Raw genomic sequence first — 23,612 nt, 5'->3', positions numbered from 1 at the left:
CTGGTGAGCTACAGCTACACCCTGAACGACAACGAGGCGCACCCGACGGCGAACGGCAACAACAGCCTGTTCGAAGACTTCGCGGTGAGCCTGGTGGACAGCGACGGGGACTCGGCCTCGAACACCCTGAGCGTGCAGATCGTGGACGACGTGCCGACGGCCAACGATGATGCTGACAGTGCTACTGAAGGTGTGTTCACTCCGGTGACGGGGAATGTGATTACCGGGGCGGGTACCATCGGCGGTACAGCCGGTGCTGGGGTGGACGTCATGGGGGCTGATGGTGCAGCAATCAGCCAGGTCGTGAGCTCGAACGGCAATTCAGACAGTAATCCTGCCGGTGGATTCACCGTGACCGGGCTGTATGGGACGCTGACCATGGGGCTGGATGGCGAATACAGTTATACGCTCACGGCGGCATCGGTTCCCGTGGGGGCCTCGGAGGTATTTACCTACACGCTCAAAGATGGCGATGGTGATACGGATCCGGCAACACTGACAATCAATATTGCTCAGGATACCCGTGTCCCTGTATTGACCATCGGCAATGCGACGGTTGATGAGGAGGGACTGCCTGAGGGGACCGCTGCCAGTGGTAATTCGGAGATATTCAATGGCAGCTTCACCATCAACACCCAGGGGGAAAATCTGACTACCTTGACCATCGGTGGGCAGGCTTACAATTTGACCAGTGGCGGCAGTCAGACCTTGATCAACAATACGGAAGGAATGCTGACGGTAACCGGTGTCAGCGGCCCCACAGCCGGTGTCTACACGGTGAACTATACCTACACGCTCAAAGACAATGTGCTGACTCACAACGTTCAGGGCAACAGTGATACAGCGAATGGTCCGAGTTTCGTCGTGTCGGCTACGGATGCCAGTGGCGACAGTGGCACGGGTAACCTGCAGGTTGTGATCAGCGATGATGCCCCCATTGCCAATGCTGTTACCAATGCAGGCCAGGCGACTCAGGTGCAGAACACGAATCTGATGTTGATCCTCGATATCTCCGGCAGTATGGGTGACCCATCGGGCTATCAAGGCATGACTCGGATGCAGGTGATGCAGAAGTCCGCGTTGGAGCTGCTGGACAAATACAGCGCCTACGGCAGCGTCATGGTCAATATCGTGACCTTCTCCACTTCAGCCGCCAATCCGACCGGGGTGTGGGTCTCGGTCGATGTAGCCAAGGCCATCATCCTTGGCCTTACCCCCACGAACTCGACCAACTACGATGATGCACTGAACGAGGCAATCAAAGCCTTTGGCGATACAGGTAAACTCGCTAATGCGCAAAATGTCTCTTACTTCATGTCGGATGGTCTGCCAAATGCCAGCTCGTTGAGCGGTACCCCCGCCACAGTTCCTGATGGCAACAACTCGCTTGGCGGTGGGAACGGGATCGATGGTGACGGCACGACACTGAGCGGTGAAACCAAGGACTGGGCCGATTTCCTGACGGCGAACAACATCAATTCGTACGCGCTCGGGATGGGCTCGGGAGCGACCCAGTCTGCACTGGATCCTATTGCCTACAACGGGGTCAGTGGTGCCAGCCCGGCAAATACCACCGCAGTGGTGGTGACTGACTTCAGCCAACTGACCGCGACCCTTTTGAGCACCGTGGTAGCTCCGCCCCTGGCAGGACAACTTATCAACGGTGTAGCGGCGAGTGCCGGGGCCGATGGTGGCTGGCTCAATGCCATTACCGTGGGAGGGGTGACTTATACCTACAACCAGAAGACGGACTCCGCTGGCGTCTCGGGAGGAACATCAGTCGGGACTTTCAATACAGCGACCAATGAATGGACCATTACACTTGCAGGCGGCATCCTCAAGGTGGATATGGACAACGGCGCGTACACCTATACTCCGCCGACATCCATTCCGGTCGGGGGGATAAACCAGGTCGTGGGTTACAGTGTGATAGACAACGATGGGGATACTGCGTCCAGCACCTTGTCCATCGTTATCAACCCGGCGGTCGGTCCTACCGTGGTTCGTGATGACTTTATCATCACCAACCAGGACCCGGCGACCATTCCGGATTGGGCTCTGCTTGCCAATGACACCGGGCCTCTGGCTGCGACCCAGATGATCACGGGCGTCTCGGGAGCTGTGGGAGGGACCGTCACAGACAATGCAGGCTCGGTAACATTTGATGATACCTCCGGCAATGCGACCCCCAACTCTTACGAGGGTTCGTTCAACTACACCAATAGCACGACCACAGATACGGCCAAGGTGTATGTAGATGTGCAGAGCGGTTTGACACTCACCGGGAGCTATCTCGACGAGATCCTTATTGGGGGATCTGGAAACGATACGCTCAACGGCAATGCCGGGAACGACATCCTGCTTGGAGGACTCGGTAACGACACCTTGAATGGTGGTGAGGGCAATGATCTCCTGATTGGTGGTGCTGATAACGATACCCTGAACGGCGGCAACGGCAATGATACGGCCAGTTACTTCGACAGCGCTGCTGGGGTCACGGTCACAGTCAATGGCGCCAATCAGAATACCGGAGGGGCGGGGACAGACAGCCTGAGCAACATGGAAAATCTGGTAGGGTCCATGTTCAACGACAGCCTGACCGGCGATGGCAATGCCAACGTCCTGAGCGGACTGGCAGGTAACGACATCTTGAGTGGTGGTGGGGGCGACGACCTGCTGATTGGGGGTACCGGCAGTGATACCCTGACTGGTGGGGCTGGCAAGGATACCTTCAAATGGATGGCAGGTGATGCAGGAGGCACGGATACCATCAAAGACTTCACCACGGGGGCCAATGGAGATGTTCTGGACCTGAGTGAACTGCTCAGTGGTGAGCATGCCGATGCGAGCACACTGGATCACTATCTTACCTTTGCTCCTGGTCCGGGCAGTGGCAAGTCGACACTGACCATTGATCTGGATGGAGCGGGAAGTGGCACCACGACTCATACCATCCTCTTTGACAACGTGGATCTGACGGCTGGCAAATCCAATCTGCAGATCATTCAGGATCTGCTGGATCAGGGCAACCTCAAGGTCGATCCGTAAGCAGGGTATGGGGGCCGGGTGTGCCCGGCCCCTGTTATTTGATGGAGTGGGCAGATAAGATAGCTGCAGTATCAGGAGAGGGTCACCATGCAGTCATTCAACTGGGTCGACATCGACGGCATTCGCTATAGCTGGAACGGGCAGGACAATATCGTCTGCACCGGCCGCTTTGGCTATCAGGCCACGATGACGGGTGACACGCTCAACGGTCTGGAGCTGGAGAGCGAAGATGGTGAGGTGGCGGGGTTGCTGAATGTGGACTTTGCCGCTTCTCGTATCAGCTTCACGCCGGCAGAGGATGCGCCCCTGCCCCATATGATGGTGCTGGTCGGCCATGAGTGGGGGCAGCAGGAGTATTCGTTGCAGAGCCTGAGCGATAGCTCCTTGCAGGGGCTGCTCAGCCACGGCGAGGAGCTTGACTGGGGTGCGCTGGCCGTCGTGACGACGTCCGAGCCGAATCTGCCATCACAAGGTCATGTTCTGTCGTGGGATTCGTTCCACTTTGAGGATGAATCGCTGTTTGGCAGCCAGGCGCCTGCTCCCGTGATGACAAGCCATGGCAATTCAGGAGGAGGGGAGATCAGCATCAATATCGACATGACCAATCAGGTGCTGGACCAGATCCCGCCGACACACGATATATGAATCCCAATCGACGACATGCATAATGACCTCCATCTAAATGATGGAGGTTTTTTTATGTGGCGTCCCCTTCTTACCCTGTCCGCGCTGGTTGTCAGTGCTCCGTTGCTTGCCATCGAGGTTCCTCAGGCCCCCCATCTGGTCGTCAGTGGCTATGCGGAGCAGAAGGCTGAACCAGACATGCTGACGCTCAATGTCGCCGTCACGGCACTGGAGAAGCAGGGCATCAAGGCCAAACAGCAGGTAGATACCAAGGTAGCAGCCTTCTTTGGCCAGCTGGAGAGCCTGGGCATCAAGCGCAGCGACGTGGAGGCTGGCAATCTGGTGATCTCCCCCGAGTACCAGTACCCCCAGAACAAGCAGCCTGAAATGGTGGGTTACCGTGCCCAGCGCCAACTGGCCGTCAAACTCTATCAACTCGACAAACTCAGCCAGTTGATGGATACCGCCCTCAAGGCGGGTCTGGAGTCCGTGACCCAGATAGAGTACGGCCTGAAGTCACCACAGGTCATCAAGGAGCAGGCCCGGCTTGGTGCTGTTGCTGATGCCACGAGCAAGGCGGAATCCCTGGCCAAGGCTTTCGGCATGAAGCTTGGCAAGGTATATAGCGTTGAATACCGCAACAGTTCCCCCATGCCGGTCTATACCCGTGCCATGAAGGCTGCGGCAGCCCCTGCCGCCGACATGATGGAAAACAGCTATCAACAGCAGCAGATCAGCATCACTGACAATGTAGAAGCCGTCTTCCTGCTGGAATAACACAGCCCCTTTGTCCATCACTCAAACCCGAGGCAACCCCTCGGGTTTGTCATTGCAGGGGCTGGCAGGACAAGTGAGCCGCGAATTGGGTCAGGTGAAACGGGAATGGAATAAAAAATGCCGGTCACTGACCGGCATTTTTGTTGGAGGAGGCTCGATGCCTAGCCCAGGTTGGTCGCCAGCTTGCGTTGGCTCTTCTGTTTGAGCAGATAGCCGATACCGAGTACCAGGACCCAGGCCGGGATCAGCTCGACCGAGATGCGGGTGCCGTCGTTCATGTACATGATCACCAGGATGGCGGCCATGAAGGCGAGGCAGAGATAGTTGCCAAACGGGCTCCACAGTGCCTTGAACTTGGTGGTGACCCCTTCTGCGGCCTTCACCTTGCGGAACTTGAGGTGCGCCAGGCTGATCATGGCCCAGTTGATGACCAGGGCGGAGACCACCAGAGACATCAGCAGACCAAAGGCCTTGCCCGGGATCAGGTAGTTGATGAGCACGCACAGCAGGGTGGCCGCGGCCGAGATGGTGATGGCGGTCAGGGGCACGCCGCTCTTGTTGGTCTTGAGCAGGGCCTTGGGGCCGTTGCCCTGCTTGGCCAGGCCAAACAGCATGCGGCTGTTGCAGTAGACGCAGCTGTTGTACACCGACAGCGCGGCGGTCAGCACCACCAGGTTAAGTACGTTGGCTACCAGGTTGCTGTCGAGCGCATGGAAGATCATCACGAACGGGCTGCCGCCTTCCACTACCTTGCCCCAGGGATAGAGGGAGAGCAGTACGGTGAGGGCACCGATGTAGAAGATGAGGATGCGGTAGATCACCTGGTTGGTGGCCTTTGGGATGCTCTTCTCGGGATTGTCCGCTTCCGCTGCCGTGATGCCGACCAGCTCCAAACCGCCGAAGGAGAACATGATGAAGGCCATTGCCATCACCAGCCCGCCGACGCCGTTGGGGAAGAAGCCACCCTGGGCCCAGAGGTTGCTGACCGTGGCCTCGGGGCCACCGCTGCCGGAGAACAGCATCCAGCCGCCGAATCCGATCATGCCGAGAATGGCGACCACCTTGATGATGGCGAACCAGAACTCCATCTCGCCGAACGCCTTGACGTTGGAGAGGTTGATGGCGTTGATCAGCACGAAGAAGAAGGCCGCCGACATCCAGGTCGGGATCTCGGGCCACCAGTACTGGACATAGATACCGACTGCCGTCAGCTCGGCCATGCTCACCAGTACATAGAGCACCCAGTAGTTCCAGCCGGAGGCGAAGCCGGCGAAGTCACCCCAGTACTTGTAGGCAAAATGGCTGAATGAGCCGGCAACCGGCTCTTCCACCACCATCTCGCCCAGCTGGCGCATGATGAGGAAGGCGATGAAGCCGCCGATGGCATAGCCCAGCAGCACCGCAGGGCCCGCCATCTTGATGGTGTCGGCAATGCCGAGGAACAGGCCTGTACCGATGGCACCGCCCAGTGCGATAAGCTGGATATGGCGGTTTTTCAGACCGCGCTTGAGCTCCTCGCCGTGTTGTTGAAGATCCATGCTTCCTTCCTTACGTCGCTGAAATCACTCGGCTCGCGTCCCGTCAGCCACAGCACGTCCTCTGCCTGGCGCGGCATCTTGTGCCGAAAACGTGACGAAATCCGTATTTATATCGTTACGGTTTGCCGCTGGCTGTTTTTTGTAGCGGCTACCAACCCGAGCAGAATAGTGATAATCGACCATTCATGCACCTGTTTTCCTCATCATTGGCTGCTATTTTGTGCGACATGCAGGTTTTTAATGATCTGGAAAGGGGTTTTGAGAGTGGTCGCTGGTTTTGTGTTCGGATGGATTTTCGCCTGTTGACGCGAATTGGTTTTTATGATGCCTTTGCCCTTTGATGAAAAGGGACTCATATGATGGAGCGTATTGTCGGTGGCCTGGTGATGGCCGTGCTCTGGCTCGGGATCTGGCTATCCCCCATGTTGCTGACGATGGCGATGAGCAGCCTTGTTGTCTGGGGCTGGTTGGGAGCGGATTACCTGGTGAACCACATCGCCATGGTGCTCATCCTTGCTGCCGGGATGGGGCTGGTGCCAGCTTGCTGGCTGAGCGAGCGAGTCCGCAAGGGCAGGGGACTCATTAATTTTCACGGCATGTTGATGAACAACAAGGAACTCAACAAGCCCTGAGCCTGCTTGCCCCGCGAGTGATGGGATGCCAGCGATGATGCTGGCATCATTTTTTCATCCTGTTTCTCTGTTTCGTTATCTTGCCACTCATCTATTTCATGGTGCGTTGTGCTGTCACAGCCTTGCAGGTTAGCAGAGCTGGCGGCGAAGGCCGGTTGCTTCCAGGATCTTGGCGCTGATCTCCTCGACCGAGTGGGAGCTGGTATCGAGGAAGCGGATCGCCTCCTGGCGGAACAGCCTCTCGACGCTGGCCAGCTCCTGTTTGCATTGATCAAGCGAGGAGTAGCGGCTGTTGGCGCGGCGCTGGTTGCGGATCTCGTGCAGCCGCTGCGGCATGATGGTGAGGCCGAACAATTTGTGGCGATTGGCCTTGAGGGCGGCGGGCAGCTCCAGCGATCCCATGTCCTGCTCGATAAAGGGATAGTTGGCGGCGCGAATGCCAAATTGCAGTGCCAGATAGAGGCTGGTCGGTGTCTTGCCGCAACGGGAGACCCCGATGAGGATGATGTCTGCCTCGTCATACTCCCTGGTGGTGATGCCATCGTCGTTGGCCAGCGCAAAGTTGACCGCTTCGATGCGATCGTCGTAAAGCTTGCGGTTTTCCATGCCATGGGTGCGATGCAACCTGGGTTCGGCCTTGATACCGAGCTCCTGTTCGAGAGGGCTCACGAAGGTGTTGAGAAAATCGTGGCTGCTGGCCTGGGCCTTGAGCACCTCTTCACGTACCATGGGGTCGACGATGGTGTGAAACAGGATGGGGCGCACCCCGGTCTGGCGAAACTGCTCGTCAATGCGTGCCCGTACCTGGCGCGCTTTCTCCTGGGTCTCGACAAAGGGGATGGTGACCTGCTCGAAGGCCAGGGGAAACTGGCTCAACACGGCGTGGCCGAAGACTTCGGCGGTGATGGCGGTGCCGTCGGATACATAGAATACGGTGTGCACTGCGGACTCCTGTGGTGCGCTCCAGGGGGCGGCGAGAAATAAGTATCTCTCGAAACCATATCGTTTTTGTCAACAGATCTGCCATGCCCAAGTTGTGAACTCGCTTGCAAACCTGAGTCGTTACCTTTTTGTGTCGCTATTGTAGAATGCCTGTGTCAAACGACCATCCCCAACTCTTGCTCGGGGATTTTTTTGACAATAAATAGAAAACGTTTTCATGGTCGTTGGCAACAGACACTAACAAAAACACACGACTTGGCACAGCAGGTGAATTGTCACCCTGGCCCCCCAACCTGGAGACATGCAAATGCAACAGTACGTACTCTGGTACGAACAGCTCGGTATGCAGGACGTTGAACGCGTCGGCGGCAAGAATGCATCCCTTGGCGAGATGATCAGCAACCTCTCGGGGGTCGGCGTGTCCGTGCCGGGCGGGTTTGCGACCACGGCCTTTGCGTTTAACGAGTTTCTGGAGTTAAGCGGCCTCAACGGCAAGATCCATGACCTGCTCGACAGTCTGGATGTGGATGACATCGCCGCCCTCAACCGGGCCGGTCAGCAGATCCGCGACTGGGTGGTGGAAGCGCCCTTCCAGCCCGCTCTGGAGCAGGCGGTGCGCGAGGCCTATGACAAGCTGAGCGCGGGGCTCGAGGCATCCTTTGCCGTGCGCTCCTCCGCCACTGCGGAAGACATGCCGGATGCGTCGTTTGCCGGTCAGCAGGAGACCTTCCTCAACGTGCGCGGTATCGATGCCGTCATGACGGCCATCAAGCATGTGTTTGCCTCGCTGTTCAACGATCGCGCCATCTCCTACCGGGTCCATCAGGGCTATGACCACAAGGGGGTCGCTCTCTCCGCCGGGGTGCAGCGCATGGTGCGCTCGGATCTCGCTGCCTCAGGCGTCATGTTTACCCTGGATACCGAATCCGGCTTCAACGACGTGGTCTTCATCACCGGCGCCCAGGGTTTGGGCGAGATGGTGGTGCAGGGGGCCGTCAACCCGGACGAGTTCTATGTGCACAAGCCGACCCTCAAGGCCGGGCGCCCTGCCGTGGTGCGCAAGACGCTGGGGTCCAAGCTCATCAAGATGACCTACTCCGGGGATGCCGGTCATGGCCGTCAGGTGAAGGTGGTCGACACCACCGATGCCGAGCGCAACCGCTTCTGCATCACGGACGAGGAAGTGATGGCCCTGGCAAAGCAGGCCCTCATCATCGAGCAGCACTACGGCCGCCCGATGGACATCGAGTGGGCCAAGGATGGTCAGGATGGCAAGCTCTACATCGTTCAGGCCCGTCCGGAAACCGTGCGTAGCCGCCAGGAAGCCAATACCCTCGAGCGCTTTGCCCTCAAGCAAACCGGCAAGGTGCTGATCGAGGGGCGTGCCATCGGCCACAAGATTGGCGCGGGTCCGGCCCGTGTCATCTCCTCCATCAGCCAGATGGATGAAGTGCAGCCCGGCGATGTGCTGGTCACCGACATGACCGACCCGGACTGGGAGCCCATCATGAAGCGCGCTTCCGCCATCGTCACCAACCGGGGTGGACGCACCTGTCACGCCGCCATCATCGCCCGGGAGCTCGGCATTCCGGCAGTGGTGGGTTGTGGCAACGCCACCGACCACATCCAGGATGGTCAGCTCATCACCGTCTCCTGTGCGGAAGGGGATACCGGCTTCATCTATGACGGCGAGCTCGACTTTGACGTGGCGGTGACCGAGGTAGGCAACATGCCGCGCCTGCCCATCAAGATCATGATGAACGTCGGCAATCCGGACCGCGCCTTCGATTTTGCCCAGTTGCCGAATGCCGGCGTGGGCCTGGCCCGCCTCGAGTTCATCATCAACCGCATGATCGGGGTGCACCCCAAGGCGCTGCTGGAGTTCGATCAGCAGACCCCGGAACTCCAGGCCACCATCACCAGGATGATCGCGGGCTACGAGAGCCCACGTGAGTTCTACGTAGCCAAGCTGACGGAAGGGATCGCTACCCTGGCGGCCGCCTTCTGGCCTGAGCGGGTCATCGTGCGGATGTCGGACTTCAAGTCCAATGAGTACGCCAACCTGGTGGGGGGCCGTGGTTACGAACCCCATGAAGAGAACCCCATGATCGGTTTCCGTGGTGCGTCGCGCTACATCGCCGACAGCTTCCGCCCCTGCTTCGCCCTCGAGTGCGAGGCGATGAAACGGGTGCGGGATGTCATGGGGTTGACCAACGTCGAGGTGATGATCCCCTTCGTGCGTACCCTGGGTGAGGCGGAGCAGGTGGTGGAGATACTGGCTGAGAACGGCTTGCGCCGTGGCGAGCGCGGCCTGAAAGTCATCATGATGTGCGAGCTGCCCTCCAATGCGCTGCTGGCGGACAAATTCCTCGAGCACTTCGACGGCTTCTCCATCGGCTCCAATGACATGACCCAGTTGACCCTGGGGCTGGATCGGGACTCCGGGCTCATCGCCCACCTGTTCGACGAGCGCAACGAGGCGGTCAAGGCACTGCTGGCCATGGCCATCGCCGCCGCCCTCAAGGCGGGCAAGTACGTGGGGATCTGCGGCCAGGGGCCGTCCGATCACCCGGACTTCGCCGCCTGGCTGGTCGAGCAGGGGATCGATTCCGTGTCGCTCAACCCGGATACCGTGGTCGACACCTGGCTCTATCTGGCCGAGCAGCACAAGGCCGGCTAAACCCGTCCCCGCTTTTTGATGACACGGCGCCGCAATGGCGCCGTTTTTGTCTGCGCCCCCCTTTTTCTGTTACAAGGGGAATGCGCAAGGCGCTCCGCACCCATCACAGGACGATCCCATGACCTCATTGCAGTGGCAATCCGCCACCCTGGCCCTGCGTGGCCACCACACCCTGGTTATTCCCGAACTCTGTCTCACCCCGCAGGCCTGCTGGGCCTTCGTCGGCAGCAACGGCAGCGGCAAGACGGCGCTGGCGTCGGCCCTGTGCGGCGAGCTGGTCGTGCGTGCCGGAGCGGTATCGGGTCGAGTCCGGGCCGAGCGACTCTCGTTCGAGTCGCAGCAACAGCTGGGGGAGCTGGACTGGCAGCGGCGCAATACCGACATGCTGGGGGAAGAGGAGGAGGCGGGGTATCGGGTATCGACCCTGATGCTGGAGGCAGGGGGTGAGGAGCATGAGGCCCGCGCGCTGCTGGCCCGTTTTGGCATTGAATCCCTGTGGGAGCGCCCCTATCGCTACCTCTCGAGCGGGGAGGGGCGCAAGCTGCTGCTGGCCCGGGCCCTGCTGGGGCGGCCCGAACTGCTGGTGTTGGACGAACCCTTCGATGGTCTGGATCAGGGGGCCAGGGCTTCTTTGATGATGTTGCTGGCCGACCTGGTGTCAGAGGGGCTGCGCCTGGTGGTGATCGTCAACCGTTTTGACGAGATCCCCCCCTTTGCCACTCACCTCGGCCTGCTCGGCGAGTGTCGTCTGCTGCTGGCGGGGGAGCGCGAGGCGGTGCTCGGCAGCCAGGAGGTTGCCCAGCTGGCACGCGCCGAAACCACGTCCCCCCGTTTGCCGCCAACGCTGACGACCCCCGAGCCCCTGCCTCCCGGCCCTCGGGTCGTCATGAAAGCCATGCGTATCGCTTACGGGGATCAGGTGATCATCGATGGGCTCGACTGGACCATTGACGAGGGGGAGCACTGGCAACTGGTGGGACCGAATGGCGCTGGCAAGTCGACCCTGCTCTCCCTCATCACCGGAGATCACCCGCAAGGTTACAACAATGAGCTCCATCTGTTCGGACGGCGGCGGGGCAGCGGCGAGAGCATCTGGGAGATCAAGCGCCACATCGGGCTCGTGAGCCCGGCGCTGCATCTGGACTATCGTGTCAGCTGCCCGGTGCAGACAGTGATCCTCTCCGGTTTCTACGACTCCATCGGGCTTTATACCCGGCCGGGGGATCGTCAGCTGGCGCTGGCCAACCAGTGGCTGGCCCTGCTGGGGCTGGCCGATCAGGGGGCGCAGCCTTTCCACTCTCTCTCTTTCGGTCAGCAGCGACTGGTGCTGATCGCCCGTGCCCTGGTCAAGCATCCGCCGCTGCTCATCCTGGACGAACCCCTGCAGGGACTGGATCCCCTCAACCGTCACCTGGTGCGGGAGATGGTAGCGCGCCTCGTGGGCGAGGGAACCCAGCTATTGTTCGTTTCCCATCATGCCGATGATGCGCCCCCCGGTCTGACCCACAGGCTGAGCTTCGTGCCAAGGGAGGAGGGAGGATACGACTATCTGCAGGAGCGTCTGGGGAGCTGAGCCGCCCGGGCGGCATGGTCAGAGAGGGGCTGGTTCGGCGAGGAGCGGCGGCATCCCCAGCAGCGTCCACCACAGCCCGAAGAAGAGCATGATCCCCAGCCAGAGCCAGGCCAGATAGTGACGGGTGGCGGCCATCCCCGTCACCGTCACCATGAGTGCCGCCCCGAAGGCTATGAGGGCGAACAGAAAGGGCGCCATGTTGTCCATCATGGCGGTCATTTCACCAGGGAGAGGATCTGGCGAAATGCCGGATGGCGGCAGTCCCCCATCAGCTCATAGAGGCACATCTCCACCGACGTCAGCGCAGCTCCCCTGGCCGCAAGCTGGCCTATGGCGAGATCCCGGTTGGCAGCGGAGCGAGACGACACCGCATCCACCACCAGCGAGACCCGGGTGCCGCTGGCCAGAAGTCCCAACACGCTCTGGTAGACGCAGATATGGGTCTCGATGCCACATACCAGCCAATGCTCGATCCCGCTTTCGGCCAGCGCGGTCGCCACAGTGGGCTCCCCCAGGGCGCCGAAGCTGTATTTGGGCAGCACAAGATCGCCTGCCTGCAGCGATTGCAATTCGGGCACGGTGGCACCGAGCTTGTCCGGGTTCTGCTCCAGCCAGACAACCGGCAGCCCCAGCACCCTGGCCCCTTGCACCAGCCTGGCGGTATTGGCAATCAGGGCGTCGCTCTCCTCGACCAAGCGGGCCAGCTTGCCCTGAATATCGACCACCAGCAGGCCTGGGTGATGGTGTTTGTGCATTTTTTGTCTCCTTTCTCCGTTGCGGATGAGATACAGCGCCATCCTGGGAGCCATTCTCGCGTACATCTTGATACAAATTGTGAGCTGACCGACGGCGTGGCGGGCACTAGGATGCGCGTCATGGAGCCCGTTTTCTCAGTTGTGGTGTGCATGACAAGGGGCGACGCATCAACCCGCTACTGCGTAGTTGGACGATTTTCCATTAACGATGAGAAGTACCATGAAGAAGATAATCCTGTTCGTCTCCCTAGCTGGCCTTTTGGCCGGTTGCGCCAGCCCGGCACAACGCATGGCGGAATGCCAGGCGCAAGGGATCAGCAAGGACGCCTGCTACCAGGCCGAGCAAAACCGCCAGGCGTCCATCATGAACGCCGCCGAGAAGCAGGCCTTGGAGAACGCCAGCAAGGCGGTCAAATAATCTAACCCGACTCATTACGTGTACTTCTCAGGCCCTGGATTCACCGAATGCAGGGCCTTTTGCTGGGTGGCACAGTGCTGCGATGTGTTTGCGGCGTGTGAGGACTCAATGTAGGTCATCGCCTCGATGTTGCTGCCATCGGGATCGCCCAGGAAGGCGGCGTAGTAATTGGGGGCATAGTGGGGACGCAGTCCCGGCAACCCATTGCAGGCAAAGCCTGCCTTGATCCCCGCGTGATGGAACGCATCCACCTGTGTCGCGTCGTCGGCCCTGAATGCGAGATGGCAGGAGGCGCCCTGCTGCCCCCGCTCAATCAGGAAGCCCACGTGATCGCGGCCCATCAGGCCAAAACCGGCAGCCGTCTCATCAGACCATTTGAGTTCTATCAAAAGAGGAGCCAGTACGGTGGCGTAGAAGTGCTGACAGGAGTCAAAACGCACCACCTTGATTTCAACATGATCGAACACGGTGACTCCTTGTGTTGTCTGGGTGTAGAGCAGCCCATCAGGCCCTCATAGGAACCCGTTGAAATGGGTATCGAATGACCACAATAAGTCAGTTTGACGCCAGGCAGGGAGAGGGCAAGGCACATAACTGCGTGCTCCGTCAAAGATTTTTCATCCAGTTGCGGGATGCGCTTTACATCGTGCTGGCCAAGCTTGCCCGGTTTTGTTGCTTGGCGAAGGCTACGAGCTCTGTTATGGTATGCTCAGTTAGCCGTTTGGATGGCTAGATGGTTGTGCGCTGACTGCATGTTCGCGCCCCCGACCGCTCACCGTTTTGATGATCATGTTGACAGGGAGTTTTTTATGCAACGTCGTTCCTTCTTCACCCTTTCCGCCCTGGCGTTGCTCGCCAGCAGCCTGCCGCTGTCCGCCTTTGCCATCGATGAGGCGAAGAAAGAGATCGTCATCGGCACCACGGTTGGCGACTTTGCCGATATGGTCACCGACGCCATCAAGCCGCAGCTCGAAGCTAAGGGCTACAAGGTCAAACTGGTGGAGTTCACCGATTACGTGACCCCCAATATCGCCCTGGCGGACGGGTCGCTTGACGTCAACTGCTTCCAGCACAAGCCCTATCTGGAGAGCTTCGCCAAAGACCGGGGTCTCTCTCTGGCGCCCATCACCCAGGTGCCGACCGGTCCCATGGGCCTCTACGCCGGCAAGCTGGGGGATCTGAAGGCGGTGAAAGAGGGAAGCACGGTCGCCATCCCGAACGATCCCACCAACCAGGCGCGGGCACTGCTGATGTTGCAGGATCTGGGCTGGCTGAGCCTCAAGGAGGGGATCAATCCCCTCAAGGCGAGCGAGTTCGACGTGGTAAAGAACCCCCACAATCTCAAGCTGGTGCTGCTGGAAGCGGCGCAGCTGCCGCGCTCCCGTGAGGATGTGGACTTCTCCGTCATCAACGGCAACTTTGCCGCCTCAAGCGGGATCCCCTTCAGCTCAGGGCTCTTCCTCGAGCGCAGCTACGACTTCATCAACTGGGTGGTGGTCAAGAGCGCCGATGCGGACAAGCCGTTCGCCAAGGATGTGGCGGCCGCCTACAACTCCCCCGAGTTCAAGGCCTATGCCGCCAAGCGCTTCGTCGGCTACAAGTATCCCGAGGGCTGGCAGCAGAAGGGGTGAGTGGCGTACAAGCGATAAAAACGGGCACCCAGGCGCCCGTTTTTTATTGGACGTCAGTAGTGGCGCAACCACCAGCGGGCGGCCAGGAGGGCGGTGAGGCTGCCAAGCAGGGCGCTTGCCAGCACATCCAGGGGCCAGTGCATGCCGATAAGGGTGCGCGAGAGGCCGATCCCGATGGCCCAGAGCGGCAGCAGCCAGGCTCCGGCGGGTGCCCGGGCCAGCCAGATCAGGCCGAAGAACTGGGCGAGGCTCATGGCGGCGATGCTGTGACCGGAGGGAAAGGCATAGTTGACCTCTGCCTGCCAGTGCTGGCCGAGCCAGGCGGGCAGCGCCAGCAACTGGGTCGCGGCGTGGACCTGTTCGCTGCGAAGGGCCTGGCTTCCCCCATAGAACTGGCGGATGGCGGGGATCAGCTCCTGGCTCTCCAGCCAGATGAGGTAGGGCCTGGGCTCCTCGGTCAGCAGCTTGATGAGGCTCTTGATGACCCAGTCGCTCGCCAGCACGGCAAAGAGGGCGCCAGCCAGCGCCAGCAGGGCGCGACCGTCCAGCGTCAGCTTGTGTCTTGTGAGCAGCAGCAGGGCGGCGATGGTGAAGACCAGCCCCGGCAAGTCCACCATGCGGGTGAGGGCGTAGGGCCACCATAGCCAGCCCGATTGCAGGGCCTGGGTCATGAACGGCTGCCAGGGCAGGCAGACGAGCAGCAGCAGGGGGAGGAGCAGGAGGGCATTGAAATGAAGCACCTTGCGGCGTGGCAACGAAGAGGAGTGAGTCGGCATCAAGGGGTCCGGTTCGGTGGCGCGAGCGGCTAAAAAGAGGCGTCATTGTGCCAGTCAGGTTGCTCTGGTCAAGGCGAAGGGGGCGAGGGCAACAGGCTGTTACATATGATGCTGCCGGGCATCGTGCCCGCACCTGAGGCCGGAAGGCGGAAAGATGGCCGCAGAGCGGTCTGCCAACAAGCCTCTGAAAATCCGTCGCGTTTGGGCTAGAATGGCGCGCCTGTGGCCCTTGTGGACGAGATGCGTGCCGATGAAGATCGTCGTTGATGAAAATATGCCCCATGCGGTGGAGCTGTTTGCGGAATTTGGTGAAGTGGTTCCCCTGCCGGGACGAGAAATAAAGGCCGCGGATCTGCAAGAGGCGGATGTGCTGCTGGTGCGCTCCGTGACCCGGGTCAACGAAGCGCTCCTGGCGAGTTGCCCCAGGCTGGGGTTTGTCGGCACGGCCACCATCGGTACGGATCACATCGATCAGGGGCTGCTGGCGGCGCGGGGCATCCCCTTCTTCAGCGCCCCCGGCTGCAACAAGGTGTCGGTGGGGGACTACGTGCTCTCCGCCCTGCTGGTTCTGGCGGAACGCCATGAGCTGACCTTGAGCGAGATGAGCCTCGCCGTCATCGGCGCCGGCAACACCGGCGAGAGCGTGGCCGGCAAGGCCGAGGCGCTCGGGATGAAGGTGCTGCGCTGCGACCCGCCCCTGGCCCGTAGCGGCGCCGCTGGCGACTTCGTGGATTACCGCACTGCCCTGGATGCCGACATCGTCAGCTTCCATGTCCCCTATCTTCGTGAAGGGGAAGAGGCCACCTTCCACCTGCTGGGAGCCGAGGAGATCGCCGAGCGTCCGGCCGGGCAGATCCTCATCAACGCCTCCCGCGGCGAGGTGTGGGACAACCATGCCCTGCTTGTCCGCCAGCAGGGACCCCATCCCCTGCGGCTGGTGATGGACGTATGGGAAGGAGAGCCGGAGCCCCTCAAGGAACTGGTGCCCCATACCGAGCTGGCCACCCCGCACATCGCCGGTTACAGCCTGGAAGGCAAGGCCCGTGGCACCTGGATGCTCTATGAGGCGCTGTGCCGGCAACTGGGGCGCACCCCGCGCCAGGATCTGCAATCCCTGCTGCCTGCCCCAGAGGTGCGCGAGCTGACGCCGGGGCAGCCGGCGGATCAGGCGCTCATCAAGCAGCTTGTCCACCTTGTTTATGACGTGCGCCGTGACGACGCCCGTTTTCGCAACCGGATCGGGCTGCCCGGCAGCTTCGATGAGCAGCGCAAGCGCTACCCCGAGCGGCGCGAATTGGGCGCCCTGCAACTGAAAGGGCCCTTCGCCGACGACAGACTGGCCCGACTGGGCTTTGCCGTCTCGGAGCAATAAACCCGATTTCAACAAGGGGAGGGGCTTGCCCAGGCGGCGCTTCCCCCCGGCCCGGCATCATGGCGGGCCTGTCATCAAACCGATACGCGTGCCAGCCGTGGCCCTCATGCCCGGCCCCGACGGGCCGCATAACAGGAGAACAGATCAGTGAGTCAGCAATTCAACGTAGCGGTATTGGGTGCCAGCGGCGCCGTGGGTCAGGCCATGATCGAGATCCTGGAGGAGCGCGCCTTCCCGGTAGCGACCCTCTATCCGCTCGCCTCCAGTCGCAGCGCTGGGGACACGGTGCGTTTTGGCGGCAAGAACGTCGACATCCTTGATGTGGAGGTCTTTGACTGGAGCCAAGTGGAGATTGCACTCTTCTCCGCCGGTGCCGAGGTTTCGGCCAAATGGGCGCCCATCGCCGCCGAGCACGGCTGCATCGTCATCGACAACACCTCCTGCTTCCGCTACGACGAGGACATTCCCCTGGTCATTCCGGAAGTGAACCCGGACGCCCTGGCCGATTTTCGCAACCGCAACATCATCGCCAACCCCAACTGCTCCACCATCCAGATGCTGGTGGCCCTCAAGCCCCTGCACGACGAGGTGGGCATCAGTCGCATCAACGTGGCGGCCTACCAATCCGTATCCGGCTCCGGCAAGGAAGGGGTGAGCGAGCTGGCGGGCCAGACCGCCCACCTGCTTAACGGCCGTCCGGTGGAGCCGACCCTCTATCCGCAGCAGATCGCCTTCAACCTGATCCCGCAGATCGATGACTTCACCGACAACGGCTACACCCGGGAAGAGATGAAAATGGTGTGGGAGACCCAGAAGATCCTGGGGGATGCCAGCATCGCCGTGAACCCCACCTGCGTGCGGGTACCGGTCTTCTACGGTCACGCTGAGGCGGTTCATGTGGAGCTGCACCAGCCGCTGGACGCCGAGCAGGTCAAGGAGCTGTTGCGCAATGCCCCGGGCGTCACCCTGTTTGATGATGAAGGGGACTACCCGACCCCGGTGCGCGATGCCACCGGTCAGGATGACGTGATGGTCGGGCGGGTACGCCAGGATATTTCTCATCCGAGTGGTATCAATATGTGGATCGTGGCCGATAACGTTCGTAAGGGCGCGGCAACCAACAGCGTGCAGATTGCCGAACTGCTGGTACGCGACTACCTCTGAGGCCGGATGTCGGCCCCGGGCGGGGAGGGAACCCCGCCTTGATGTGGGCGCCCTGGCCCCGGGATGTGACCGGGAACCCACTCTCCGGTTTTTGGAATACCGTGTGATATCAGTGGACTAGGTTTTTTTCTACACTCTGGTTCGCGTCTGGGGCTGCTTTCTGGTCGCCGCCGGGCGCGAAATATGTCGGATCGCTGGCTTGAGACCGGCGCCTGATTTATATTGAGCCGATTGTTTTGGGGTAACTATCCAGATTTTTCAATGTGATAGGGCCGTCATACGAAGGAACGAATATGGGACATTCCCGCATAACGCTGGCAACGCTACTCGCATTGGGGCTTCTGGGCACGGTTCAGGCCGAAGAGGGGGCGCGAGAACCCTTCTTTGTCGAACTCAAGGGACCGGATGGCTCACCGCCCCCCGCGGTGCAACCAGAGCCCCGGGCCCAGCCCGTGGCGCCCGTCACCCTGCCCAGAGCCCAGCCCATCGTGCGTCAGGTGCCTGCTGCGTCGGCTGGCAGTTATGGTCCCGTGCGTCCCACCGATACCCTCTGGAGTCTGGCGAGCAAGCATCGCCCGTCCAACCGGGTAAGTGTCTACCAGACCATGGTGGCCATCTATGACAAGAACCCCCGAAGCTTCGCAGACGGCAACATCAACCATATTCTGGTGGGTTCCCACATCCTGCTGCCCACCGCCGCAGAGGCGGGGCGCATCACGGATGCCGAAGCACGCCGTCGCTTCAACAGCGACAACGCGAGCTGGAAGGGGCTGAGCCCCAAATACCTGGCCAACAAGCAATCCCACGTCGCCCAGCCGGTGGTGAGCAAGCCTGCTCCGGCCAAGCCGGCTGTGGTGGCCAAGAATACACCGCCCAAGGCGGCGCCGATCCCGGCGGCACCCAAGGCGACGGCTCCTGCCCCCGAGGTGAAGGAGACCGCCAAGGCGGCTGTCTCCACCCCCGTGGTGGTGAGCGCTGCTGCGAGCAGCACCGCCAGCACGGCGCCGGCGCCCCTGCCCGCCACTGCGGTGGGCAAACCCTCCACCGAGATGGCGCTGGCCCTGGAAGATGCCAACGCCCAGCTCGGCCAGGTCACCGAGATGAACCACAGGCTCAAGCTGCGCCTGCAAGCCCTGACCGAAGAGGTGGAGACCCTCAAGGCCCAGTTGCAGGATCAAACCGCCCTGCAAAAAGAGGTGGCGGAACTCAAGGCCAATCCGACGCCTCCTGTGGTGGCGCCGGTGCCCAAACAGAGCTGGCTGATGGAGCTGCTCTCTTCGCCGCTCAATCTCGCCATGATCATCCTGCTGCCGGTACTCCTGGTGCTTGCCCTGGTCACGCTCTGGCTGCGTGCTCGTGCCCGCCGCGAGCTGGAAGAGCAGGAGAAGAGCCTCTCCGAGTCGACCTCCATGGTCATGGGAGACGAGAACAGCGAGTTTGAGCAGTTGATGACGGTGGGCATCGCGGATGACGAGCCCCTCCATGGCATGCCGGATCTCAACGAGCCGGAAGTGAGCAGGAAGCAAGATGGCGCCAGTGCTGCCGCCGATGTCATCTTCCGGGATGACGAGACGGCGCTCTCCGCTTTTGATGTGGAGCCTGCGGTGACGACGGCGAACCGGGATCCGGATCTGGTGCCCGAGCTGGATCTGGCCCACGAGGGTGACTTCGATCTGCCCGTGGTGCCGGAACTCGATCTCTCCGACGAGCCCAGCTCCTCTGCTCGTGGTCATGACGAGATCATGACCGAGGAGGAGCTGCAAGCCGCCCTGTTTGCCGAGCTGGACGCGGATCTGGAAGCGGATCTGGCCCAGGCCCAGAAGGAGAGCCGCAGCCAGCGTGACGAGACACTGGCCAACTTCGATCTGAGCGATCTAGAGACCGGGTTTGGCGAGCCGACCGACGATGAGCTTGCCGCCAAGGCGCCGCACATCGACGAGACGGGGTTTGGCAAGGACGATGTGGACGACATGCTGGCCGAGCTCGGGCTGGAGCCCACCAAGCCGGCGGCGTCCGAGTGGGATCCAAGCGAGCTGGCCCTGGCGGACTTCGAGGATGCCTTCGCCGAGGTGGAGTCCCATCAGGGGGAGGTGAAGCCCCGCGAGCAGGTGCAAGACAGCGACTTCGTTGAAATCGACAAGCTGCTGGCCGATGCCGATGCCGATGCCAGCAGCACGGAGCAGGAACCCTATCAGGGCTTCTCCCTGGATGTGGGGCTGGACGGTTTCCCTGAGGTGCTGCCGGAGTCCAACGGCTTTGATGTGGATGCCGATGACGGCGGGGTGGGAGCCAAGCTGGATCTGGCCCGGGCCTACCTCGAGATCGACGACAAGGAGAGCGCCCGCGAGCTGCTGGAAGAGGCGGTGGCCCAGGGCAGCGAGCACCAGCGCAGCGAGGCGCAGAAGCTGCTCAAGCGCCTGGGCTAGGCAGGCCCTTGTCATCCATGCACCAGAGAGGGCAGCCTGCGGGCTGCCCTCTCTCTTTGGGCGCGGCCTCGCCCGGTCTGGGACTTTTGAGCCCGAGCGCGTATAATCCGCCCCGTTTCTTTCACTGCATCCTTTCATCAGAAGACACCGTTACCCATGCGAATTGCCCTTGGTATTGAATATGACGGCAGCCGGTACTTCGGCTGGCAGCGCCAGCGCGAAGTGATCAGCGTTCAGGAGGAGCTGGAAAAAGCCCTCAGCCGCATCGCCAACCACCCCGTCTCCATCCAGTGTGCCGGTCGCACCGATGCGGGGGTGCATGCCACCGGCCAGGTGATCCACTTCGATACCGAGTCGAACCGCGCAGAAGGCGCCTGGACCCTGGGGCTCAACTCCAACCTGCCCCCTGACATCGCCGTGCGCTGGGTCAGGGAGGTGGACGAGCATTTCCATGCCCGCTTCAGCGCCACCGCCCGTCGCTACCGTTACGTCATCTACAACCACAACTACCGCCCGGCCATCCTCGGCAGTGGCGTCAGTCACTACCACGAAACCATCGATGCGGCGCTGATGCACCAGGCCGGCCAGAGCCTGCTGGGGGAGCACGACTTCAGCACCTTCCGGGCTGTCGCCTGTCAGTCCAACACCCCCTGGCGCAATGTGACCCACCTGTGTGTCAGCCGTTCCGGCCCCTACATCGTGCTCGACATCAAGGCCAACGCCTTCCTGCATCACATGGTGCGCAACATCACCGGCTCCCTGCTGCTGGTGGGGCAGGGGCTTCAACCGGTGGAGTGGATTGCCGAGGTGCTGGCGGCGAAGGATCGCAACCTGGCGGGCCCGACCGCCAAGGCGGGCGGCCTCTATCTGGTGGATGTGGATTACCCGGCCGAATTCGGGTTGCCCCGGCCGCCCCTCGGCCCGCTGTGGCTGCCGGACTCGGCACCGGGTACGACCAGTTTTTAGTAACTGGGCCCGAAAATTTGTGGTTTAATGATCCGTCGTTTATTGCCATCGAGCCGTTAAGTCATTGAACAATCAAGGCTCGATGTGTTTTGTCAGGCACAAATGCATTAAGGAATTCCATGAGCTGGCTTGAGAAGATCCTTCCCAAGAGCAAGATCACCACACCGCGTCGTCACAACATTCCGGAAGGGGTGTGGACCAAGTGTACTGCTTGCGAACAGGTGCTCTACCGGGCAGAGCTGGAGCGCAATCTCGAAGTGTGCCCCAAGTGTGACCATCATATGCGCATCAGCGCCCGTGCCCGTCTCGAGAGCTTCCTCGACGCCGAGGGACGCAGCGAAGTCGCGGCCGAGCTGGAGCCGCAAGACATCCTGAAATTCAAGGATTCCAAGCGCTACAAGGATCGTTTGTCTGTCGCCCAGAAAGAGACGGGCGAGAAGGATGCGCTGGTGGTGATGAAGGGGACCCTCAAGGGGGTACCGGTCGTCGCCTGTTCATTCGAGTTCTCCTTCATCGGGGGCTCCATGTCCTCCGTGGTCGGTGCCCGCTTTGTGCGCGCCGTCGAGGAGAGCATCAAGGAGGGCCGCGGCCTGGTCTGCTTCTCCACCTCCGGTGGTGCGCGGATGCAGGAAGCCCTGTTCTCCCTGATGCAGATGGCGAAGACCAGTGCGGCCCTAGATCGCCTCACCAAGGCGGGCCTGCCCTTCATCTCCGTGCTGACCGACCCCACCATGGGTGGCGTCTCCGCGAGCCTGGCCATGCTGGGTGACATCAACGTAGGCGAACCCAAGGCGCTGATCGGCTTTGCCGGCCCCCGCGTCATCGAGCAGACCGTGCGCGAGAAACTGCCGGAAGGCTTCCAGCGCTCCGAGTTCCTGCTGGAGAAGGGTGCCATCGATCTCATCATCGACAGGCGCGAAATGCGCAACCGCCTGGCCGGTCTGCTGGCCAAGCTGATGAACACTCAGGTCATCGAAGACTGAAGATGAGTTCACACATGCAACAATCCCAAAGCCGGTCGCTGGTCGACTGGCTTTCTTATTTGGAGCAGATCCACCCGGCCAACATCGACATGGGGCTGGAGCGGGTCGGCACGGTTGCCCGCCGCATGGGCCTCACCGAACTGCCGTTCAAGGTGATCACGGTGGCGGGCACCAACGGCAAGGGCTCCTCCTGCGCCATGGCGGCCAGCATCCTGATGGCCGCCGGCTACCGGGTCGGTGTCTACTCCTCCCCCCATCTGCTGCGCTTTACCGAGCGGGTGCGCGTCAATGGCCAGGAGCTGGCCGATGGCGATCACTGCGCGGCCTTTGCCGAGGTGGAAGCCGCCCGGGGCGACATCGCCCTCACCTTCTTCGAGTTCGCCACCCTGGCGGGTCTGTGGCTGTTTCGCCGCGCCGCGCCCGATGTGCTCTTGCTGGAAGTGGGGCTGGGGGGGCGGCTCGATGCCACCAATGTGGTGGAGTCCGACGTCGCCCTGATCACCTCCATTGCCCTGGATCACTGCGACTGGCTCGGGGATACCCGGGAGGCGGTGGCGGTGGAGAAAGTCGGCGTCTATCGCAAAGGTAAACCCGCCATCAGCGGGGAGCCCAATCCGCCGTCGACCATCGCAAGCGAAGCGGCGCGCCTCGGCGCCTGCCTGCGTCAGGTCGGCATCGATTTTCGTGGTGACGAGCATGAAGGTGACTGGGATTATCACGGCCTGCACCACTGGTCGGGATTGCCCAAACCGGCCCTGCCGCTGATGAATGCGGTCACCGTGCTGGCGGCCCTGGAGTCCCTCGGTCTGCCATTGGCGGAGTCCGCCATCCGCGACGGCCTGGCCAATGCCCGCCTTGCTGGCCGGATGCAGCAGTTGCAAACCTCGCCGCTGGTCATCGTCGACGTGGCCCACAATCCCCACTCTGCCGCCTATCTCGCCAGCCAGCTGCGTCAGCGCCCCGGCAAGGGCAAGCGCCGCGCCGTGGTTGGCATGCTCAAGGACAAGGACATGGCGGGGTCGCTGGCCGAGCTTGACGGTCTGATTGACGAGTGGTTCCTGGCAAGCCTCCACGGCCCGCGCGCGGCCACGGCCGACCAGTTGGCGACTGCCCTTGGCAGCGGCCGGGGCGTGGCGCTCACCTTTGCCTGCGTGGGGGATGCCTACGGCGCCGCCTTGGCCGCATCGAGTCCTGACGATATGGTCATTGTGTTCGGCTCGTTTTACACTGTCGCCGACGTGCTGGCTCTGAGCGCGGTCTGAGCCGTTCGCTCCCCTGGCTCCGTCATCGTGACGACGGGCCGGGTT

The 23,612-nt window shown here is 61.4% G+C and carries 20 protein-coding genes; 14 read left to right on the top strand and 6 right to left on the bottom strand.

Annotated elements, in window-relative coordinates; genetic code table 11:
• The 3 genes from J9889_RS05110 to J9889_RS05100 all read left to right on the top strand — a co-directional run.
• Nucleotides 1-3,048, top strand: a 3,048-nt coding sequence (locus J9889_RS05110) for a type I secretion C-terminal target domain-containing protein (protein WP_210556079.1), incomplete at its 5' end; no start/stop codon positions are given.
• Between the two features lie 87 nt (nucleotides 3,049-3,135).
• Complete coding sequence (locus tag J9889_RS05105) at nucleotides 3,136-3,693, top strand: hypothetical protein (protein ID WP_210556078.1); 558 nt, start codon at nucleotides 3,136-3,138, stop codon at nucleotides 3,691-3,693.
• A 54-nt stretch (nucleotides 3,694-3,747) separates the two neighbouring features.
• Nucleotides 3,748-4,449 (top strand): SIMPL domain-containing protein, encoded by a 702-nt coding sequence (locus J9889_RS05100; protein WP_010675156.1) that lies wholly within the window; start codon nucleotides 3,748-3,750, stop codon nucleotides 4,447-4,449.
• A 161-nt stretch (nucleotides 4,450-4,610) separates the two neighbouring features.
• Here the strand turns inward: J9889_RS05100 and J9889_RS05095 are convergent, their stop codons facing one another.
• Nucleotides 4,611-5,987 carry an amino acid permease gene (locus J9889_RS05095; protein ID WP_010675155.1) on the bottom strand — a complete coding sequence of 459 codons (1,377 nt, stop codon included), beginning with the start codon at nucleotides 5,985-5,987 and terminating at the stop codon, nucleotides 4,611-4,613.
• A gap of 356 nt (nucleotides 5,988-6,343) precedes the next feature.
• On the opposite strand from J9889_RS05095, the gene J9889_RS05090 reads away from it, so the two are divergent.
• Nucleotides 6,344-6,619 carry a hypothetical protein gene (locus J9889_RS05090; RefSeq protein ID WP_080989835.1) on the top strand — a complete coding sequence of 92 codons (276 nt, stop codon included), beginning with the start codon at nucleotides 6,344-6,346 and terminating at the stop codon, nucleotides 6,617-6,619.
• Between the two features lie 129 nt (nucleotides 6,620-6,748).
• Here J9889_RS05090 and J9889_RS05085 read toward each other — a convergent pair whose 3' ends face one another.
• Nucleotides 6,749-7,561 (bottom strand): pyruvate, water dikinase regulatory protein, encoded by an 813-nt coding sequence (locus tag J9889_RS05085; RefSeq protein WP_010675153.1) that lies wholly within the window; start codon nucleotides 7,559-7,561, stop codon nucleotides 6,749-6,751.
• Nucleotides 7,562-7,868: 307 nt separating this feature from the next.
• On the opposite strand from J9889_RS05085, the gene ppsA reads away from it, so the two are divergent.
• A complete protein-coding gene (ppsA, locus tag J9889_RS05080) occupies nucleotides 7,869-10,241 on the top strand; it encodes a phosphoenolpyruvate synthase (protein ID WP_210556077.1) in 2,373 nt (790 codons plus the stop codon).
• 118 nt (nucleotides 10,242-10,359) lie between these two features.
• Nucleotides 10,360-11,814, top strand: coding sequence for a molybdate ABC transporter ATP-binding protein ModF (gene modF, locus J9889_RS05075; protein WP_210556076.1), 1,455 nt, complete (start codon nucleotides 10,360-10,362; stop codon nucleotides 11,812-11,814).
• An 18-nt stretch (nucleotides 11,815-11,832) separates the two neighbouring features.
• Here the strand turns inward: modF and J9889_RS05070 are convergent, their stop codons facing one another.
• Together J9889_RS05070 and J9889_RS05065 are read right to left on the bottom strand one after the other, a co-directional pair.
• On the bottom strand, nucleotides 11,833-12,012 hold the full coding sequence (locus J9889_RS05070) for a hypothetical protein (RefSeq protein WP_223918067.1): 180 nt from the start codon (nucleotides 12,010-12,012) through the stop codon (nucleotides 11,833-11,835).
• A gap of 17 nt (nucleotides 12,013-12,029) precedes the next feature.
• Nucleotides 12,030-12,569 carry a hydrolase gene (locus J9889_RS05065; protein WP_210556075.1) on the bottom strand — a complete coding sequence of 180 codons (540 nt, stop codon included), beginning with the start codon at nucleotides 12,567-12,569 and terminating at the stop codon, nucleotides 12,030-12,032.
• Nucleotides 12,570-12,789: 220 nt separating this feature from the next.
• On the opposite strand from J9889_RS05065, the gene J9889_RS05060 reads away from it, so the two are divergent.
• Nucleotides 12,790-12,987, top strand: a complete 198-nt coding sequence (locus J9889_RS05060; RefSeq protein ID WP_010675148.1) for a hypothetical protein — start codon at nucleotides 12,790-12,792, stop codon at nucleotides 12,985-12,987.
• A 14-nt stretch (nucleotides 12,988-13,001) separates the two neighbouring features.
• On the opposite strand, the gene J9889_RS05055 is transcribed toward J9889_RS05060, so the two are convergent.
• Complete coding sequence (locus J9889_RS05055; RefSeq protein WP_102948550.1) at nucleotides 13,002-13,454, bottom strand: VOC family protein; 453 nt, start codon at nucleotides 13,452-13,454, stop codon at nucleotides 13,002-13,004.
• 342 nt (nucleotides 13,455-13,796) lie between these two features.
• On the opposite strand from J9889_RS05055, the gene J9889_RS05050 reads away from it, so the two are divergent.
• The gene (locus tag J9889_RS05050; RefSeq protein ID WP_210556074.1) at nucleotides 13,797-14,618 is read left to right on the top strand and encodes a MetQ/NlpA family ABC transporter substrate-binding protein; all 822 of its coding nucleotides are present in this window, start codon (nucleotides 13,797-13,799) and stop codon (nucleotides 14,616-14,618) included.
• Between the two features lie 53 nt (nucleotides 14,619-14,671).
• Here J9889_RS05050 and J9889_RS05045 read toward each other — a convergent pair whose 3' ends face one another.
• A complete protein-coding gene (locus J9889_RS05045) occupies nucleotides 14,672-15,394 on the bottom strand; it encodes a phosphatase PAP2 family protein (protein ID WP_029314731.1) in 723 nt (240 codons plus the stop codon).
• A gap of 250 nt (nucleotides 15,395-15,644) precedes the next feature.
• Here J9889_RS05045 and J9889_RS05040 point away from each other — a divergent pair, with 250 nt between their 5' ends.
• From J9889_RS05040 to folC, 6 genes are all read left to right on the top strand, one after another.
• Nucleotides 15,645-16,766, top strand: a complete 1,122-nt coding sequence (locus tag J9889_RS05040) for a 4-phosphoerythronate dehydrogenase (protein WP_160837088.1) — start codon at nucleotides 15,645-15,647, stop codon at nucleotides 16,764-16,766.
• 147 nt (nucleotides 16,767-16,913) lie between these two features.
• Entirely contained in the window at nucleotides 16,914-17,930 is a 1,017-nt protein-coding gene (locus J9889_RS05035) for an aspartate-semialdehyde dehydrogenase (protein ID WP_210556073.1), read from the top strand.
• 293 nt (nucleotides 17,931-18,223) lie between these two features.
• Complete coding sequence (locus J9889_RS05030) at nucleotides 18,224-20,356, top strand: FimV/HubP family polar landmark protein (protein WP_210556072.1); 2,133 nt, start codon at nucleotides 18,224-18,226, stop codon at nucleotides 20,354-20,356.
• A gap of 156 nt (nucleotides 20,357-20,512) precedes the next feature.
• The gene (gene truA / locus J9889_RS05025; RefSeq protein ID WP_103858300.1) at nucleotides 20,513-21,322 is read left to right on the top strand and encodes a tRNA pseudouridine(38-40) synthase TruA; all 810 of its coding nucleotides are present in this window, start codon (nucleotides 20,513-20,515) and stop codon (nucleotides 21,320-21,322) included.
• A gap of 119 nt (nucleotides 21,323-21,441) precedes the next feature.
• Entirely contained in the window at nucleotides 21,442-22,305 is an 864-nt protein-coding gene (gene accD, locus J9889_RS05020) for an acetyl-CoA carboxylase, carboxyltransferase subunit beta (protein ID WP_210556071.1), read from the top strand.
• A 2-nt stretch (nucleotides 22,306-22,307) separates the two neighbouring features.
• The gene (folC, locus tag J9889_RS05015; RefSeq protein WP_164882630.1) at nucleotides 22,308-23,567 is read left to right on the top strand and encodes a bifunctional tetrahydrofolate synthase/dihydrofolate synthase; all 1,260 of its coding nucleotides are present in this window, start codon (nucleotides 22,308-22,310) and stop codon (nucleotides 23,565-23,567) included.
• The last annotated feature ends 45 nt before the right edge of the window (nucleotides 23,568-23,612 follow it).

This window comes from Aeromonas sp. PrichA-15 (assembly GCF_017939245.1).
In the GTDB taxonomy this organism is placed as follows: Bacteria; Pseudomonadota; Gammaproteobacteria; order Enterobacterales; family Aeromonadaceae; genus Aeromonas; species Aeromonas caviae.
Note: the sequence above shows the minus strand (reverse complement) of the source record. Positions and strands in the feature narration are given on the sequence as shown.

Bases quoted from the DNA above. Each gene is read 5' to 3' on its own strand.
- J9889_RS05105 (WP_210556078.1), top strand. From the start codon at position 3,136: ATGCAGTCATTCAACTGGGTCGACATCGACGGCATTCGCTATAGCTGG.
- J9889_RS05100 (WP_010675156.1), top strand. From the start codon at position 3,748: ATGTGGCGTCCCCTTCTTACCCTGTCCGCGCTGGTTGTCAGTGCTCCG.
- J9889_RS05095 (WP_010675155.1), bottom strand. From the start codon at position 5,987: ATGGATCTTCAACAACACGGCGAGGAGCTCAAGCGCGGTCTGAAAAAC.
- J9889_RS05090 (WP_080989835.1), top strand. From the start codon at position 6,344: ATGATGGAGCGTATTGTCGGTGGCCTGGTGATGGCCGTGCTCTGGCTC.
- ppsA (WP_210556077.1), top strand. From the start codon at position 7,869: ATGCAACAGTACGTACTCTGGTACGAACAGCTCGGTATGCAGGACGTT.
- modF (WP_210556076.1), top strand. From the start codon at position 10,360: ATGACCTCATTGCAGTGGCAATCCGCCACCCTGGCCCTGCGTGGCCAC.
- J9889_RS05070 (WP_223918067.1), bottom strand. From the start codon at position 12,012: ATGGCGCCCTTTCTGTTCGCCCTCATAGCCTTCGGGGCGGCACTCATG.
- J9889_RS05065 (WP_210556075.1), bottom strand. From the start codon at position 12,569: ATGCACAAACACCATCACCCAGGCCTGCTGGTGGTCGATATTCAGGGC.
- J9889_RS05060 (WP_010675148.1), top strand. From the start codon at position 12,790: ATGAAGAAGATAATCCTGTTCGTCTCCCTAGCTGGCCTTTTGGCCGGT.
- J9889_RS05050 (WP_210556074.1), top strand. From the start codon at position 13,797: ATGCAACGTCGTTCCTTCTTCACCCTTTCCGCCCTGGCGTTGCTCGCC.
- J9889_RS05045 (WP_029314731.1), bottom strand. From the start codon at position 15,394: ATGCCGACTCACTCCTCTTCGTTGCCACGCCGCAAGGTGCTTCATTTC.
- J9889_RS05040 (WP_160837088.1), top strand. From the start codon at position 15,645: ATGAAGATCGTCGTTGATGAAAATATGCCCCATGCGGTGGAGCTGTTT.
- J9889_RS05030 (WP_210556072.1), top strand. From the start codon at position 18,224: ATGGGACATTCCCGCATAACGCTGGCAACGCTACTCGCATTGGGGCTT.
- truA (WP_103858300.1), top strand. From the start codon at position 20,513: ATGCGAATTGCCCTTGGTATTGAATATGACGGCAGCCGGTACTTCGGC.
- accD (WP_210556071.1), top strand. From the start codon at position 21,442: ATGAGCTGGCTTGAGAAGATCCTTCCCAAGAGCAAGATCACCACACCG.
- folC (WP_164882630.1), top strand. From the start codon at position 22,308: ATGAGTTCACACATGCAACAATCCCAAAGCCGGTCGCTGGTCGACTGG.